At 68.2% G+C, this 16,381-nt stretch carries 12 protein-coding genes and 1 pseudogene; 3 read left to right on the top strand and 10 right to left on the bottom strand.

What is annotated here, in order from left to right:
* Positions 1–65: 65 nt before the first annotated feature.
* Positions 66–1,001 carry a LysR family transcriptional regulator gene (locus GD1_RS21705; protein WP_238403929.1) on the bottom strand — a complete coding sequence of 312 codons (936 nt, stop codon included), beginning with the start codon at positions 999–1,001 and terminating at the stop codon, positions 66–68.
* A 118-nt stretch (positions 1,002–1,119) separates the two neighbouring features.
* Here GD1_RS21705 and GD1_RS21700 point away from each other — a divergent pair, with 118 nt between their 5' ends.
* Positions 1,120–2,373, top strand: coding sequence for an MFS transporter (locus GD1_RS21700; RefSeq protein ID WP_059039525.1), 1,254 nt, complete (start codon positions 1,120–1,122; stop codon positions 2,371–2,373).
* Positions 2,374–2,398: 25 nt separating this feature from the next.
* Here the strand turns inward: GD1_RS21700 and GD1_RS21695 are convergent, their stop codons facing one another.
* From GD1_RS21695 to GD1_RS21670, 6 genes are all read right to left on the bottom strand, one after another.
* Positions 2,399–3,613: a fatty acid desaturase family protein gene (locus GD1_RS21695; protein ID WP_059039524.1), complete on the bottom strand. Its 1,215-nt coding sequence runs from the start codon at positions 3,611–3,613 to the stop codon at positions 2,399–2,401.
* A 45-nt stretch (positions 3,614–3,658) separates the two neighbouring features.
* The gene (locus tag GD1_RS21690; RefSeq protein ID WP_059039523.1) at positions 3,659–4,981 is read right to left on the bottom strand and encodes a fatty acid desaturase family protein; all 1,323 of its coding nucleotides are present in this window, start codon (positions 4,979–4,981) and stop codon (positions 3,659–3,661) included.
* 168 nt (positions 4,982–5,149) lie between these two features.
* The gene (locus tag GD1_RS21685; RefSeq protein ID WP_059039522.1) at positions 5,150–6,253 is read right to left on the bottom strand and encodes a GNAT family N-acetyltransferase; all 1,104 of its coding nucleotides are present in this window, start codon (positions 6,251–6,253) and stop codon (positions 5,150–5,152) included.
* 86 nt (positions 6,254–6,339) lie between these two features.
* Positions 6,340–7,467, bottom strand: a complete 1,128-nt coding sequence (locus GD1_RS21680) for a ferredoxin reductase (protein ID WP_020792404.1) — start codon at positions 7,465–7,467, stop codon at positions 6,340–6,342.
* A 225-nt stretch (positions 7,468–7,692) separates the two neighbouring features.
* On the bottom strand, positions 7,693–8,259 hold the full coding sequence (locus tag GD1_RS21675; RefSeq protein WP_059039521.1) for a DUF6912 family protein: 567 nt from the start codon (positions 8,257–8,259) through the stop codon (positions 7,693–7,695).
* A gap of 73 nt (positions 8,260–8,332) precedes the next feature.
* The gene (locus GD1_RS21670) at positions 8,333–9,802 is read right to left on the bottom strand and encodes a wax ester/triacylglycerol synthase domain-containing protein (RefSeq protein ID WP_020791762.1); all 1,470 of its coding nucleotides are present in this window, start codon (positions 9,800–9,802) and stop codon (positions 8,333–8,335) included.
* 111 nt (positions 9,803–9,913) lie between these two features.
* On the opposite strand from GD1_RS21670, the gene GD1_RS21665 reads away from it, so the two are divergent.
* Positions 9,914–10,993, top strand: a complete 1,080-nt coding sequence (locus GD1_RS21665; protein ID WP_020791761.1) for a 2,3-butanediol dehydrogenase — start codon at positions 9,914–9,916, stop codon at positions 10,991–10,993.
* A 29-nt stretch (positions 10,994–11,022) separates the two neighbouring features.
* Here GD1_RS21665 and GD1_RS21660 read toward each other — a convergent pair whose 3' ends face one another.
* The 3 genes from GD1_RS21660 to hpf form a co-directional block, all read right to left on the bottom strand.
* Positions 11,023–11,637: an Rv3235 family protein gene (locus GD1_RS21660; protein WP_053778054.1), complete on the bottom strand. Its 615-nt coding sequence runs from the start codon at positions 11,635–11,637 to the stop codon at positions 11,023–11,025.
* A gap of 176 nt (positions 11,638–11,813) precedes the next feature.
* Entirely contained in the window at positions 11,814–14,639 is a 2,826-nt protein-coding gene (gene secA, locus GD1_RS21655; RefSeq protein ID WP_059039520.1) for a preprotein translocase subunit SecA, read from the bottom strand.
* Positions 14,640–14,822: 183 nt separating this feature from the next.
* Positions 14,823–15,575, bottom strand: coding sequence for a ribosome hibernation-promoting factor, HPF/YfiA family (gene hpf / locus GD1_RS21650; RefSeq protein ID WP_059039519.1), 753 nt, complete (start codon positions 15,573–15,575; stop codon positions 14,823–14,825).
* Positions 15,576–16,116: 541 nt separating this feature from the next.
* On the opposite strand from hpf, the pseudogene GD1_RS21645 reads away from it, so the two are divergent.
* A pseudogene (locus GD1_RS21645) lies at positions 16,117–16,381 on the top strand (hypothetical protein); the annotation flags it as partial.

Here is a 16,381-nt window from a genome sequence, read left to right as displayed (position 1 = left end):
AGCAAAAGCAGCTTGATTATTGAGATCTTGGTTCGTGGTGGTGCGCACCATCGTTCGCTGCCTGGTCACCGCGTTCGTGCGACCCGACCGGCGACCGAACGCACTATCTCGAGGACGGCCCGCGCCGCCGACGATGGCGTGAGATCGGCCGCGTGCGCGATCCCGATGTGCCAGGACATCTCCCGGTCGCGACACGCCATCACGGCCACCTCCGGCTGGTCGCGGGCCACGCTCTCGGGCACCAACGTCACCCCGAATCCCTTGCGCGCCAACTGGGTACCAAATGTCTGATCGGCCACCTCGATCACCGAACGTCGTTGTGGCACATACCGGTCGACAACCGCCCGGGTCCCCCATCCGGGCGGGTAGTCGATCACCCGCTCGTCGACGAGATCGGCGACCACGAAGCCACCTCGCTTCGCCAGACGGTGATCGGGATGACAGACCAGCACCAACGGCTCCACGGCGAGCCATTCGACGGTGGCTCCGGGGATGTCGTCGTCGTTACCCCCGAACAACGCCAGATCCAGTGAGCCGTCCCGAATCCCGCGGATGTTGCCCTCACTGCCGCGTGGATTCTGCCGCATCACGATGGCGATCCCCGGATGGCGGCGGTGCACCGTAGCGAACGCCTCGGCGAGGTCGATGGCCCCGCCGATGTTCACCAGCGCGCCGAGCGACACCTCACCGGCGATGTCGCCGCGCAGGGCCGCGACCGCATCACCGACCTCCGCCCGGGCCCGCAGGGCCGCCCGTGCGGGTACGACGATCGCCTGCCCGGCCTCGGTGAGCACCAGACTGGTGGCGGTCCGGTCGAACAGTCTGGCACCCACCTCCCGCTCGAGTCGGGCGATCGACGTCGACACCGCCGACTGCACGACATGCAGCGAACGGGCGGCCGCGGTGAACGTGCCGTGATCGCAGCACGCGAGAAAGTACTCGAGCTGACGCAGTTCCACGAGACCACCCTCCACCATCATCACCAGAAGAGATATGGACATCGAAATCCATCGCTTTTCATCATGCCCGCTACAACGGAAGATGTGGAGTATGAGCGATGCGAACGCACCTTCAACCGCCACACGGGCCGAGCCGGCTCCCGACGCCGGGACATCACCCGTGGCGACGACCACCGCGAGTACACCGTTGACCCGTGTGGTCGTCTTCCTCTTCGCCGTGACCGCCGGTTCCTCGGCGGGCTGTCTCTACTACCTGCAACCGCTACTCGATCGGGTCGGCGCCGACCTCGGTGTCACCACCACCGCCGCAGGCCTGATCATCTCCGTCACCCAGGCCGGATACCTGGTGGGACTGGCCCTGGTGGTTCCACTCGGCGACTTCGTCGACCGGCGACGGCTGGTGGGCGCCCTGCTGCTCATCTCCTGTGCCGGACTCGCCGTTGCCGCCGCCGCACCCGGCTACGCGGTGCTGATGGTCATGGTGTTCGCGGTCGGCGTCTCCGCGTCGGCAGCACAGGTGGTCGTCCCCTGGGCCGCTGCCGTCGCCGCACCCGGTGAACGGGGCACCGTGGTCGGCACGGTGATGAGCGGATTGCTGATCGGCATCCTCGCGTCACGGGTCTTCGCCGGCCTGATCGCTCAGGTCGGCGGTTGGCGCACGGTCCTGGTGGTGGCGGCCGTCGTGCAGGCGGCGATGGCCGTCGCCATCTGGCTACGGGCGCCGCGGACCGCGGTGAGCCGCCCCTCGGGCACCACCTATCCGCGGGTCCTGGCCTCCATCGTCACGCTCATCCGTACCGAATCCGTTCTGCGCCACCGCATGCTGCTCGGCGGACTGAACATGGCCGCGTTCAGCTCGCTCTGGACGGCCATCGCCTTCCTGCTCGCCGGTTCACACGGGTCGTCGTATCACTTCTCCGACGCGGCGATCGGGCTGTTCGGCCTGGCCGGGATCGCCGGTGCGCTGGCCGCACCCCGCGTCGGCCGCCTCGCCGACCGCGGGTACCTACGGCACACCCAGTACGGGGTCTGGCTCGTCCTGCTGGCCGGATGGGGACTGCTCTGGCTCGGGGGCGGGCAGGTGATCGTGCTGATCGTCGCGCTCGTCGTCTTCGACTTCGGCGTGCAAGGGGTCCAGATCGCCAACCAGGCGGCGGTGTACTCGCTCGACGACACCGCCCGGTCACGCCTGACCACGGCCTACATGGTGTCTTACTTCGCCGGTGGCGTGGTGGGATCGGCCTTCGGCGCGTGGGCGTATCAGACCGGCGGCTGGACCCTGGTGTGCGCGACGGGTGCCGGCACCGCGATCGCCGGCATGGCGCTCTGGGGGCTGTTCGCCTTCACCGAACGCCACCACCAGGTCCAGGGAGTCCTCGCCCACGCGGCCCTCCGCAACCCTCACCGCCGGTGAGGGGCCGAGGGACCGACGCGCGGGGTCAGTCCCGGCGCGCTCGGCGCCGTTCGCGACGGGTGCGGCGCAGCTCGGCGATCGCGGTCTTGAGCCCCCTGGTCCGCGGCATCCCGGCGAAGCGCCGCTCGGAGGCGGTCTCCGGAGCGTCGTCGGCGGTGTCGTGCAGGAACCGATCCGGCAGGGCCAGCTTGTTGATGGTGCGCAGGGTCTTGAGGTACTGCACCCACAACGGTCCGGTGGTGTAGGGCAGGTCGTACTTGTCGCACAACTCACGCACCCGGACACCGATCTCGGCCATCCGATTGCTCGGCAGATCCGGATACAGGTGGTGCTCGATCTGGTAACAGAGGTTGCCCGACAGGAAGGACAGCGCCGGGCCCGCCTCGAAGTTGGCCGACCCCAGCATCTGCCGGAGATACCACTGCCCCTGTGTCTCGTCCTCGAGGCTGTCGACGGTGAACTTCTCGGCACCATCGGGGAAGTGACCGCAGAAGATCACCACATAGGCCCACAGGTTGCGCACCAGGTTCGCCGTCATGTTGGCGGTGAGGGTGTGCAGGAAGTTCGGACCGGTCAGCGCCGGGTAGAGCAGGTAGTCCTTGGTCACCTGCTTGCCGATCTTGCGGCCGAACTCCTTGAGCTGCGGCCGCGCGATCTCCATCGGCTTCTCGCCCTTGATGACCTCCTTGAGCGCGAGATCGTGCAGACCGATCCCCCACTCGAAGGTGAGGGCGAGCAGCACGTTGAAGATCGGCTGCAGTGCGCGGCGCGGCTCCCACGGCTCGTCCCGGGTGACACGCAGGATCTTGTAGCCCACGTCGTCGTCCATGCCGACGACGTTCGTGTACTTGTGATGGATGAAGTTGTGGGAATGCTTCCAGTGCGGCGAGGCGCACACCATGTCCCATTCCCAGGTGGTCGAATGCACCTCGGGATCGTTCATCCAGTCCCACTGCCCGTGCATCACATTGTGCCCGAGCTCCATGTTCTCGATGATCTTCGACAACGAGAGCGCCGCGGTACCCAGCAACCACAGCGGACGGCGGTGGCTGCCCAGCAACGCGACGCGGCCGATGACCTCGAGGCTGCGTTGCGCGGCGATCGTCCGTCGCAGATAGCGGACGTCACGCGGCCCGCGATCTGCCTCGATCTCCCGACGCAGGGTGTCGAGTTCGTGCCCGAGGGCCTCGATGTCCGCGTCGGTCAGATGTGCGTACTCAGAGATGTCCGTGATCGCCATTGGCACCCATTATGCCCTCGCGAGCGGGAAGTCGGCCACGCGGCCTCAGGCCGCCGCCGCATCGATGACCTGGGACGATCGTCCAAGTCGGCCCTTACGGCCCCGAAGTGCACCGATCGCCGACCGCAGGCCGCGCCGCCGTCCGGTCATCGGGTCGAGACTCGACTCCAGGCGCACACCGGTCGGCAGATCCTGCTTGAATCGCCGCTCCGAGGCGGTCTCCGGGGCGTCGTCGGCGGTGGCCTTCAGGTACTTGTCCGGCAGTGACAGCTTGGCGATGGTCCGCCACGACTTGAGGTACTGCAGCGGGAACGATCCGGTCGTGTACGGCAGGTCGTACTTCTCGCACAGGGCGCGCACCCGCACCGAGATCTCGGCGAGGCGGTTGCTCGGCAGATCCGGGAAGATGTGGTGCTCGATCTGGTACGAGAGGTTGCCGGACATGAAGCCCAGCACCGGTCCGCAGCGGAAGTTCGCGCTGCCCAGCATCTGACGCAGATACCACTCGGCCTGGGTCTCGCTGTCGACGTCCTGCTTGGTGAACTTCTCGGCACCGTCGGGGAAGTGTCCGCAGAAGATCACCGCGTTGGTCCACAGGTTGCGGATCAGGTTGGCCAGCGCATCGGCCGACGCCGCCTTGCCGAATGCCTTTGCCGCAGAAGCGGAATCGCCACCGGGCAGGGCCGCGGCCAATGCTGCGGCCAGACCCGGGAAGACCACGTAGTCCTTGCCGACCTGCTTGCCGACCTTGGTTCCCACGTCGGCCAGGTCGCGCCGGAACTGTTCCTTCTGCTCCGGCGTGCGACGCTTCTTGCCCAGCTCGAGATGCTGGGCGGCCACACCCCACTGGAAGAAGACCGCGAGCAGCGTGTTGTAGGCGATGTTCCCGAGGTAGAACGGCTGCCAGCGCTGATCACGCGTGACGCGCAGCAGGCCGTAGCCCACGTCGGCATCCATCCCGAGGACGTTGGTGTACTTGTGATGAATGTAGTTGTGGGTGTGCTTCCAGTGCGCCGACGGATCGGTGTTGTCCCATTCCCAGGTGGTCGAATGCACCTCGGGATCGTTCATCCAGTCCCACTGCCCGTGCATCACGTTGTGCCCGAGCTCCATGTTCTCGACGATCTTGGCGACGCCCAGCGAGGCGGCACCGGCCCACCACAGCGAACGCTTGCGCGACCCCATGATCATGGCGCGGCCGGCGAGCTCCAGGCCACGCTGGAAGCGGATGGTGTTGCGGATGTAGCGGGCATCGCGTTCACCGCGAGCAGCCTCGATATCCGCCCGGATCGCATCGAGTTCGGCACCGAGGGCCTCGACGTCGGCCTCTGTCAGGTGGGCGTACTCGGGGATGTCGCTGATCGCCATGCTCGACCTTCCGCGTCATGCCGCGGCCGAATCCGTATCGTCCGGCCCGCGGCTACGTTACCGTAACCTACGATAGCGTAAGTTACGGTAACGTCGGCTGTCCAGTGGGTGTGACGGAGCAGCCGCCCACAGGCCGCCGGGTGACCGCGGTGATCACGCAGAGCGCCGCTACCGGTCGCGCAGGAGCTCGAAGCAGACCAGGTCCTCGATCTCGCCGCCGGAGTCGGCGGCCAGCGGCTGCACGCCGAACTCGTGCATCCCCGCCGAGCGGGCCAGGGCGATGCTGCCCTTGTTGGATTCCGCGGCGAACAAGGTCAGCCGCCGCATGTCCAGCTCGGTGAAGGCATGCTGCACCGCGGCCGGGAACGTCTCCCCCAGCACCCCGCGTCCCCGGGCCTCGGGATGGGTGTAGAAGCCGGCCTCGGCGCCGGTGGTGGGGTCGATCTTGAACAACGAGATGTCGGCGAGGTAGCGGTCGTCCTCCTTGTCGGCGACCGCCCAGGTACAGGTCTGGCCACACGCGGCCGTCCACCACTTGCGGGTGCGTTCGGCACCTGCATGCTCGACGGTCAGCGGATCCGGCCTGCCGAACAGATAGGTCCGCGACGCCGGGTCGTCGAGGGTCTCCCGGATGCGTTCGTCGTCGTCCTCGACCAGCGGCCGCATCCGGAACCGATCGGTCTCGAACGAGGTCGATCGCCATGTGGACGTGGGCTCGAAGCCGTCGCCGGCACGCCAGATGGCGGTCCAGGCATCGACCACCTTGCTGTTCATCTCCAGCCAGTCGGGCATGCGCGAGAGGAGGGTGAACCCGGCCGCATGCGCCGCACGCAGGCTCGTCAGATTGCCCTCGGCGGCCTCCCAGCGCACCACCTCGACATCCCGCTCGGTGGAGGCATACCGCATCGCCAGCTGCATCGCGCGCCGCGCGACCCCCTGGCCACGGGCATCGGGATGCAGCACGAACCCCACGTCGACGACCCGTCCGGCACCCTCGAGGGCGAGGCTGCCGACGAATCGGCCCTCGAACTCGATGGCCCAGGTCATCCCGAGACCGGTGTCCCAGCCACGCAGGGCGCCGACGATGAACCGCTCGGCGTCGGAGCGGCCGTACGGCGACGGCATCCGCGCCCAGCGCATGGTCAGCGGATCGGTCGCATAGCCCACGATCCGATCGACGTCGTGGTGGGCGTGTTTGCGGAGTGTGACGACCCCGTCGGTCAGTGCCGGCACGGTGATCGTTTCGGACAGTTCGAGAACCTCAGATCGCACGCGGAAAACCCTCCGTGGTCGATTGCTGTCGGATCCGAGCCTAGCCGGATCCGACGACCACCGGGCGGTAGCAGGCGCGATGTCCCTCAGACGTCGAGGGTGCAGTCCCCCGCCGCAGCGCTCACACAGGTCTGGATCCGTTCGCCCTCGACGTGCTCGGTCCCGGTCCGCAGATCGCGGACGCAGCCCTTGTCGAGCATCACCACACAGCTCTGGCAGATGCCCATCCGGCAGCCGAACGGCATCAGGACGCCCGCGTTCTCGCCGGCCTCGAGCAGAGTGGTCGCGCCGTCGGCCTCGACGCTCTGCCCGTTGCGACCGAAGGTCACGGTGCCGCCCTGCGCACCCACCGCGCCGCGTTCGAGCGCGAATCGTTCGATGTGCAGCAGCTCGGGGTGGCCGCCGGTCTCGAAGAACTGCGACACCATGTCGAGGAAGGCCGACGGGCCACACGCCCACGTCTGGCGCTCCGACCAGTCCGGGCACAGTCCGGGCAGGGTGTCGGCGGTGACCTTGCCGTCGGCGCGGGTGTGCTGGATGTGCAGGTCGACGAAGCCGGCGGCGGCCAGACGGTCGAGCTCGTCGGCGAAGAGCACGTCGTCGGGGGTCGGGGCGGAGTGGATCACCCGGATGTCGGTGCGCTGCCCACGGTGGGCCATGGTGCGCAGCATCGCGATGATCGGGGTGATACCACTGCCCGCGGTCACGAACAGGATCTTCTCCGGCAGCGGTTCGGGTAGCACGAACTCGCCCTGTGGGGCCGCGAGCCGCACGATGGTGCCCGGCTGCAGGCCGTTGACCAGGTGCGACGAGAGGAAGCCCTCGGGCATCGCCTTGACCGTGATCGCGATGGTCTTGTCGGTGGCCGTGGAGTCGGGCACCGAGGTCAGCGAGTACGAACGCCACGTCCAGCGGCCGTCGACGAGTACGCCGATGCCGATGTACTGGCCGGGGGCGTAGTCGAGGGAGAACCCCCAGCCCGGGCGGATCCGGATGGTCGCCGAATCGTCGGTCTCGGCCACCACCGACACGATCCGACCCCGCAGCTCACGGGCCGACCACAGCGGATTGGCCAGGTGCAGATAGTCGTCGGGCAGCAACGGGGTGGTCACGCGGGCCACCGCGGCGCGGACCCACTGACCGCCGCGGCTACGTGCGGCGATACCCGACACCGGTGCCTCAAATCGTTCGCGCCAACCCACGCCGAACACCATCCTCCGACTCACCGGCGCACCGCGCCGAAAACACAACCTACGCTTCCGTAGGTTACGCGACATCCACGCCCGTCCGCGACCGGCGTGCGATCACCACCACACTTCGTGGCGAGCTGTCGACCCACGCACGGCTTGCACGGTGGTGGGACCGGCCCGACGAAGACGGAACGGCCTCATCGCAGTTCGGGCGCGCAGGGCAGTTCGGGTACAGCGCGGTTCGGGAACTCAGAGCAGTTCGAGCAGGAACGGAAGCTCCTGCGTCGCATACCAGGCGAGGTCGAAGTCCTCGACATCGCCGATCGCCAGTTCGGCGTCCTCGTCCCCCAGGTCGGCCGCGTCCACGACGACGACCGCGGTACGGACCGCCGCCTCGGCGTCGGCGCCGTCGACGTGCACCGACGCCACCGCCGACCGCGCGATCGGCCCGGCCACCTTCACCACCGCGTCGTCGAGTTCGGGGCGCAGCGTGACGGCCTCGACATCGGCGGCCACCACCGCGCGTCGGGGCGGGAGTCTGGGCGTGTCACCGGGCTTGGTCTCCCCGGCATCGGCGGCGAGATCCGCATCGGCCTCGGCGTCGGCGGGTTCGGGCGCCTCCCCGGCGAGCAGCCGCAACGACGCCCGGGCCGCCTCGCGCATCGCGACCTCGGCGAGTTCCTCGTCGTCTCCCGAGAGGAAGGACTCCCGCAGGGCCGGGGTCAGCGCGAACCCGGTGCCCCCGATCGGCCGGAACTCGCCGGTCGAGTCCAACTCCATCAGCATCGCCAGCGTCGCCGGAAAGTAGACCCTCATCCCTCGATCCTTCTCCACTGCCAGACCGTCGCGTCTGCCGGTCCCGACCCTAGTCGCCCGGCGCGCACCCGGCTCACCCGGCGCCCGCGAGTTCGTCATAGGCCTCCCCGACGTAGTCGGCGAGTGCCGGTAGGTCACCGATCACGCCGCGGTCGGCGATGAACCCGAAGCGCAGCCTGCCGCGATACTCGACCACCCCGATCGCCAAGGCATGGCCCGCGATCAGGCCCGGCACCGGATAGATCTCAGAAACCTTGCGGCCCAACACGTATCGGTCCGGGACCGGTGCGGTGAACAGTGACACCGGGACGTTGTACCCACGGTTGCCCAGCGACCGGAACGCCCACGAGCTCAGCTCGGGGAACGGGACCATCCCGAGATCACCGAGGATCGGGCTGGGCCCCGGCGTGACCCGCCGCGCCGACTGCGCATAGCGATCCGCGAGACCGGCCACCTGCGCCAGACGAACCGTCGGATTGTCTTCTCCGACAGGAAGATCGGTGACGAATCCCGGTGCTCCCACATCGACCCAGCCGGGCTCGTCGTCGAGCCGGCCGACACCGGGATCGCGGGTGGCGAGCGGGATCTCGACGCGCACGGTGTCGGTGATGGTGGCCGCCACGTCGTAGGACAGCAGCCAGCGCCGGATCACACCGGTGATGATCGCCAGTTCCACGTCGTGGACGGTGCAGCCGTGGTGTTCGGCGATCTTCGCGCATCCTCGACGCGGCACCGAGGCGACCGCGAAGATCTGCGACGAACTGCCCGGGGTGTTGAGCGGACTGTCCGGTGCGGCGTCGGTGACGTCGCGGATCAGGTCACCCGCGCGCCGCACCACGCTGCCGATCATCGACCGTGCGGTCCCGACGACCCCGTTGCCGGTGACCATCGACTCGACGAACTCGCCGGGCCGGGAGACGGCCTCGGCGATCGCCCCGATCACCAGGGCCGTCGACCCGGGCAGGTGGCGCGGCATCCACAGGTCCTCGTCGAACGCACGCACCGTCGGCCCGTCGTCGCAGATCACCTGGCTGATCTCCGGGCCGGAGAAGTCGTCGACGAGGCACCGGTGGGTCTTGGTGAGCACGGCGAACCCGCCGTCGGGCAGGCCCTCGATGAGATACATCTCCCACAGGGGCCGGGACCGGTCCAGGGGCCGCGACATGACCCGTGAGATCAGGTCGGCCAGGGCGGCCATCGTCCCGGGCTGCGGCAGCCCGGAGCGCCGGATGTGGAAGTTGATGTCGAAGTCGGGGTCGTCGACCCACACCGGACGCGCCAGTCCCAGCGAGACCGACCGCACCACCTGCCGATAGCGGGGCGCGAGCTGTAGCCGGTTCTCGACCAGCGACACCAGCGCCGGATAGTCCGGGCCGGACACGGGCTCGGACTTCGGCGCACCACCCCCGCGGGCGGTCGATGACCGGCCCGAGCGGGAACGGCGGTCGGGACCGAACACGAGCAGCGCGCCGAGATGACTCGTGGCCCCCGAGGGGTCCAGGAAGTAGTACATCGCCTCGCGTGGCGACAACCGGTTGACCACCTTGCCGATCCTAGGGCACCGGCCGGTTGCAACCGTCGGCAACCGTTGACCGACACACCCCCCGAAACCTTGACTCAGGGAACCCCGCCCGACACCGAACGGAGCAACAACATGCGCGCAGCACGCTACTACGACCGTGGCGACATCCGGATCGAGGACATCCCCGAGCCCGAGGTGGCCCCCGGCACGGTGGGCATCGACGTCGCCTGGTGCGGCATCTGCGGCACCGACCTGCACGAGTACGCCGACGGCCCGATCTTCATCCCGCCGTCGGGACATCCGCAGCCGCTCAGCGGTGAGAGCGCACCGGTCACCCTGGGACACGAGATGTCCGGCGTGGTGTACGCGGTCGGCGAGGGCGTCGACGACCTCACCGTCGGTGACCACGTGGTGGTGGAGCCCTACATCGTCGGCGACGACGTCGACACCGGCCCGGACAGCCACGACTACCACCTCTCCCACGACATGAACTTCATCGGCCTCGGCGGTTGCGGTGGCGGCCTCGGCGAGAAGATCGCCGTGAAACGGCGCTGGGTCCATGCCATCTCGAAGTCCATCCCGCTCGACCAGGCCGCGCTGATCGAACCGCTGTCGGTGGGCTATCACGCGGTCGAACGCAGTGGTGCCGGCGCCGGCGACGTCGCATTGATCACCGGTGCCGGACCGATCGGTCTGCTGACCGCCGCCGTGTGCAAGGCCGAGGGGATCACCACGATCCTCAGCGAGCCGTCGCCGCTGCGCCGTGCCAAGGCGCTCGAGTCGAAGGTCGCCGACCATGTGATCGATCCGAGCAGCGAGGACGCCGTCGCCCGGGTCACCGAACTCACCGGCGGTCGCGGTGCCGACGTCGGATTCGAGTGCACCTCGGTGCAGCCGGCACTGGACACCCTGTTCGACGCGCTCAAGCCCACCGGCGTGCTGGTGGTGGTGTCGATCTGGGGACATCCGGGCAGCGTGGAGATGCAGAAGCTGGTGCTCAAGGAGATCGACATGCGCGGGACGATCGCCTACGTCAACAGCCATCCGGCGACCATCGCACTGGTCGAGGAGGGCAAGGTGGATCTCTCCCCCTTCATCACCGGTCGCATCGGTCTCGACCAACTCCTCGACGAGGGCTTCGACACCCTGCTGCACCGCAACGAGACGGCGGTGAAGATCCTGGTCTCGCCCTCCGGCGCCGGACTGGACTGAACGGCGCCGGTGCCGGTGCCGGCACCGGCTCAGGCCAGTTCGAAAACAACGAGCCGCCAACGGTATTCGGTCTTGAATGCCGTACTCCGATACCGCGATGCGGCCGGGCCCGCCCCGGCCGCGTCGTCACGGACACGGCACGGCACCCGCTCGATCCGGGCGGCGAAGGCACGTACCCGACGACCCCGGGAGTACGTGCCGAAGACCTCGGCGGCCGCAGGCCCGCACATCTGCACGTGCACACGCCGTACCCGGGCGGCACCGGTCTGGCCCTCCCCGCCCGTGCGGGCGAGATCGGCACCGACGAGCGCCTCGACCCGCTCGAGGAGCGACGCCGACACCAGGGCACCGACATGTGCGAGCGGGCGGCGGTGATCGAGGATCTCGAACAGGGCGGTCACCGTCGCCTGCGCGAAGCGGTGTGCCGCAACGGTCGCCGCGGGTATCGCCGCGGGACGTCGCGGCGTCTGCGGAACACGCGACGGCGGTGACGATCTGGGCCCGGATGCGGCTGTGGTCACCGCGGTCGGGGGCACGGTGACCACCACCGAGGCGGTGACGGCCGGTGCCGGCTCGTACACCGGCGCGGCGACGATCCGGATGCGGGAACGGGACGGGACCTGCTGCTGGGTATCGAGCGACATGGAAATCAGACGCAGCGGGGGCCGCCGCGGTTCCACTTCCCACGAAAAAAGTTTCGCGGCCCGGCGGCGTCCACGCGAGAGCCCACCGTTACCGCAGGCAACGGCCCGTCATGGTGCCCGAGAGGACAGTGGTGCCCCGAGAAAAAAGTGGTGCCCGTTGCCGGACACCACTTCGCTCAGTTGCGCTTCTTCTTGGCCTTGGGCGGCTTCGGCCCGGTTCGGGTACCGGCCCGCGCGGCGGCACGACGCTCGCGGCGGTTCGCGGAGGTGACCGCCGGGTCGTCGAGTTCCTCGTCCTCCGAGTGCACCACGGTCCCGCCGCCCTCGTCGGGGCCGGAGAAGCTGAGTGCGGCCTCGTCGGACTCCGAGTCGTCGATTCCGACCGCGCGCAGTGCCGCCGGCGCCTGCTGGGCCCCGTTGGTGGCGGCTGCCGCCCCGGCGAGCGCCGGAGCCGGATTGCGGTCGGTGGCCGCGGCCGGTGCCGGGACCGGCGCGGACTCGGTCTGCACCTGCACGTTGAACAGGAACTGCAGGCTTTCTTCCTTCAGACCCTCGAGCATGCCGGTGAACATGTCGTAGCCCTCGCGCTGGTACTCCACCACCGGATCACGCTGGGCCATCGACCGCAGGTGGATGCCCTCACGGAGGTAGTCCATCTCGTAGAGGTGATCGCGCCACTTGCGGTCGAGGACGCTGAGCAGGATGGTGCGCTCGAGCTGGCGCATCGCACCCTCGCCGGCCACCGCGGTGATCTCGTCCTCGCGGGCGGTGTAGGCGGCCTGTGCATCGGCGATCAGCAGGACCTTGAGCTCCTCGGCGGACATGTCGTCGCGCTCACCGAACTCGTTCTCGCCGACCACTTCCCGGGGGTCGAGGGTGATCGGGTACAGCGACTTCAGGGCACTCCACAGTTCGTCGAGATCCCAGTCCTCGGCATAGCCCTCGGAGGTTGCCCCCTCGACATAGGCGCCGACGACCTCGGCGACCATCTCGAGGACCTGCTCACGGTGGTCGGTGCCCTCGAGAATCGTGCGGCGCTCGGCGTAGATCACCTTGCGCTGCTCGTTCATGACCTCGTCGTACTTGAGGACGTTCTTACGGACCTCGAAGTTCTGCTGCTCCACCTGGGTCTGCGCACTGCGGATGGCCTTGGTGACCATCTTCGCCTCGATCGGCACGTCGTCGGGCAGGTTGACGCGGTTCATGATGACCTCGAGTGCGGCACCGTTGAAACGCCGCATGAGCTCGTCACCGAGCGACAGGTAGAAACGCGACTCGCCCGGATCGCCCTGACGGCCGGAACGACCGCGCAGCTGGTTGTCGATCCGGCGCGACTCGTGACGCTCGGTACCGAGCACGTACAGGCCACCGGCCTCACGGACCTTCTCGGCCTGGTCGGATGCCTCGGAGCGGGCGGTCTCGATCGCCTCGTCCCACGCCGCCTCGTACTCGTCGGGGGTCGACACCGGGTCGAGTCCGGCCTTGCGCAGCCGCGTGTCGGCGATGATGTCGGGGTTGCCGCCGAGCACCACGTCGGTACCACGACCGGCCATGTTGGTGGCCACGGTGACCGCGCCGATCCGGCCGGCCTCGGCGATGATCTGCGCCTCCTGCTCGTGGAACTTGGCGTTCAGCACGGTGTGCGGGATGTCGCGCTTGGCGAGCTGCCGGGACAGGTACTCCGACCGCTCGACGCTGGTGGTACCGATCAGCACCGGCTGGCCGGCCTCGTGACGTTCGGTGACGTCGTCGACGACCGCGGCGAACTTGGCCTCCTCGGTCTTGTAGATGAGGTCGGTCTGGTCCTTGCGGAGCATCGGCCGGTTGGTCGGGATCGGCAGCACCCCGAGCTTGTAGATCTGGTCGAACTCGGCGGCCTCGGTCTCGGCGGTTCCGGTCATGCCGCTGAGCTTGTCGTACATGCGGAAGTAGTTCTGCAGCGTGATCGTGGCGAGGGTCTGGTTCTCGGCCTTGATCTCGACGCGTTCCTTGGCCTCGATGGCCTGGTGTAGGCCCTCGTTGAAGCGACGGCCGTCGAGCACACGGCCGGTGAACTCGTCGACGATGAGGACCTCACCGTTGCGGACGATGTAATCCTTGTCGCGCTGGAAGAGTTCTTTGACCTTGATCGCATTGTTCAGGTAGCTGACCAGCGGCGAGTTGGCGGCCTCGTAGAGGTTGTCGATGCCGAGCTGGTCCTCGACGAACTCGACGCCGGCCTCGTGCACGCCGATCGTCTTCTTCTTGATGTCGACCTCGTAGTGCACGTCACGCTCGAGCAGCGGGGCGATCCGCGCGAACTCGACGTACCACTTGCTCGACGACTCGGCCGGACCGGAGATGATCAGCGGGGTACGGGCCTCGTCGATCAGGATCGAGTCGACCTCGTCGACGATGGCGAAATTGTGACCGCGCTGGACGAGCTCGGTGAGTGCGTGCGCCATGTTGTCGCGCAGGTAGTCGAAGCCGAACTCGTTGTTCGTTCCGTAGGTGATGTCGGCGGCGTAGGCGGCCCGGCGCTGGTCCGGGGACATCCCGGTCAGGATGACCGCGGTGTCGAGGCCCAGGAAGCGGTGCACGCGACCCATCCACTCGGCGTCGCGCTTGGCCAGGTAGTCGTTGACGGTGACCACGTGCACGCCGTCGCCGGAGATGGCGTTGAGGTAGGCGGGCAGCACACAGGTCAGGGTCTTGCCCTCACCGGTCTTCATCTCGGCGATGTTGCCGTAGTGCAGGGCCGCGCCGCCCATGATCTGCACGTGGAAGTGCTTCTGGTCGAGCACTCGCCAGGCCGCCTCACGGGCGACGGCGAAGGCCTCGGGAAGCAGTTCGTCGAGTGTCTCCCCGTCGGCGTACCGGGTCCGGAACTCGTCGGTCTTGGCCCTCAGTTCGTCATCGGAGAGCGCCTCGATCTCGTCGGACAGCGATTCGACGTGGGATGCGATCGCATCGAGTCGCTTGACCATGCGGCCTTCGCCGATGCGCAGAAGCTTGTTCAGCACCGTGGATCGAGTTCCTCACTGTTGTCGACGTCGGAGACTGGGGCCTCCCTCGATGGCGGCCTCCACAACTGGTGCACAGGCCATCGTTCATGGTACCGACGTCGTCGGAGGAGCGGCAGTTCGCACCCGGGTGAGGACCCGCCGGTGGCGGCGCCGGGGTCACCGGCGCCGGCACCGCGGGGCTCACGCGAGTCGGATCAGGCCGTAGTCGAACGCGTGGCGGCGATAGACCACCGACGGTCGGTCGGATTCCTTGTCGTGGAAGAGGAAGAAGTCGTGCCCGACGAGTTCCATCTCGTAGAGCGCCTCGTCCACCGACATCGGTGCCGCCTGGTGTTCCTTGATGCGCACCACCCGACCGGGTTCGCGATCGGCGACGCCATCGTCCCAGGCCGGTTCGGCGAAGGTGGCCGGCGGTCCGTCGACGCCGAGCTGGTTGTCCTGCAGCGGCGGTGCACCGACCTCGGTGGCCTCGGCGACCGACTGGGGGCGCCGGTTTCCGTGATGGACGCGACGGCGGTCCTTCGCCCGGCGAAGTCGCGACTCGATCTTGTCGAGCGCCGACTCGAGCGCGGCGTAGAAGTTGTCGCCACATGCCTGGGCACGCACGACCGGCCCCTTGCCGGTCGCGGTGAGTTCCACCTGTTGACACACCTTGGACTGCCGACGATTTCGTTCGTGGTAGAGCTCGACGTCGAATCGGAAGATCGATGGGTCATACCGCTCGAGACGGGCGAGCTTGTCGCCGACGTAGACGCGGTAATGCTCTGGGATCTCGACGTTGCGGCCCTTGAACACGACGGTGGCGTTCGGTTCGGCAGGTTCCTCCGACTCGACGGTGCCGGGCGGCAGCACGAAGGCCGACGCGGCGTCGTAGTCGTCGACCGCGGCGATACGTGATTCGCGTTGGCCCTTGCGGTGCATGACAGATGACATTCAACTACCTCCTGGAAAGTGTGTCGACGGATCCGACTCCGGGAGTCACGGGGAAACCGATCCGAGCGCGACCAGAGGATTGAAAGTTATTGGCGCTCAACGAGATTCGGGATTTCCGACACAAACCGCGGATGAACTCGGACACAGGAACCGTGGCAATGCCGGTCGACGACCGGCACTCATGTTCAGTGGCTTCACCTCCCGGCGTGGGCCGCTCCTGCGAGCGGTCCGCGATGACCAGCTACCTCCAGTACCCACGACCGTAGTCGGATGTTCGCCGTTCGGCCATGATTCGACGCAGCGGGTCGCACCACGTTTCGCAGATCGGGACAAAAGGCCCGCGCCACCAGGCCATCTGGCCCCTCGCGCCGGCTGCCCGACCCCTGTCCGCCGCCCGTCCCCGGTGAGCACCATCGGTCCGGCGATTCCCCGCGGGTCCCCGGTGCACCGCCTGTCCACAGTTCCCCGTCGGTCCCCAGATCTCCACAGAGGTCCCCGGGATCGGCGCCGCGGTCACCGGGGCCCGGGCACACTCGCCGTCATGCCCGCACACCGCATGTCCCGGGTGCCGAGGGCGATCGCGGCCGCCGGCGCCGACCTCGTCCTGCCCCGCACCTGTGCCGGATGCGGGGCCGCCGACACCGACTGGTGTGCGCGCTGCGCCCGGCACGTCGCCGACGCTCCGGTCGAACTGCGACCACGGGTCGACGTCGGGGTCGCGGTGTGGGCGGCCGGACGCTATCGGGGCCCGTTGCGCCACGCCATCCTCGCGGTGAAGGAACACGGCCGTCGCGATCTCACCGGCC

This window comes from Gordonia desulfuricans NBRC 100010 (assembly GCF_001485495.1).
GTDB classification, from domain to species: Bacteria; Actinomycetota; Actinomycetes; order Mycobacteriales; family Mycobacteriaceae; genus Gordonia; species Gordonia desulfuricans.
This window is presented reverse-complemented; position numbering and strand designations above follow the sequence as displayed.

Bases quoted from the DNA above. Each gene is read 5' to 3' on its own strand.
- GD1_RS21660 (WP_053778054.1), bottom strand. From the start codon at position 11,637: ATGTCGCTCGATACCCAGCAGCAGGTCCCGTCCCGTTCCCGCATCCGG.
- GD1_RS21690 (WP_059039523.1), bottom strand. From the start codon at position 4,981: ATGGCGATCAGCGACATCCCCGAGTACGCCCACCTGACAGAGGCCGAC.
- hpf (WP_059039519.1), bottom strand. From the start codon at position 15,575: ATGTCATCTGTCATGCACCGCAAGGGCCAACGCGAATCACGTATCGCC.
- GD1_RS21675 (WP_059039521.1), bottom strand. From the start codon at position 8,259: ATGAGGGTCTACTTTCCGGCGACGCTGGCGATGCTGATGGAGTTGGAC.
- GD1_RS21695 (WP_059039524.1), bottom strand. From the start codon at position 3,613: ATGGCGATCACGGACATCTCTGAGTACGCACATCTGACCGACGCGGAC.
- GD1_RS21665 (WP_020791761.1), top strand. From the start codon at position 9,914: ATGCGCGCAGCACGCTACTACGACCGTGGCGACATCCGGATCGAGGAC.
- GD1_RS21680 (WP_020792404.1), bottom strand. From the start codon at position 7,467: ATGGTGTTCGGCGTGGGTTGGCGCGAACGATTTGAGGCACCGGTGTCG.
- GD1_RS21705 (WP_238403929.1), bottom strand. From the start codon at position 1,001: ATGTCCATATCTCTTCTGGTGATGATGGTGGAGGGTGGTCTCGTGGAA.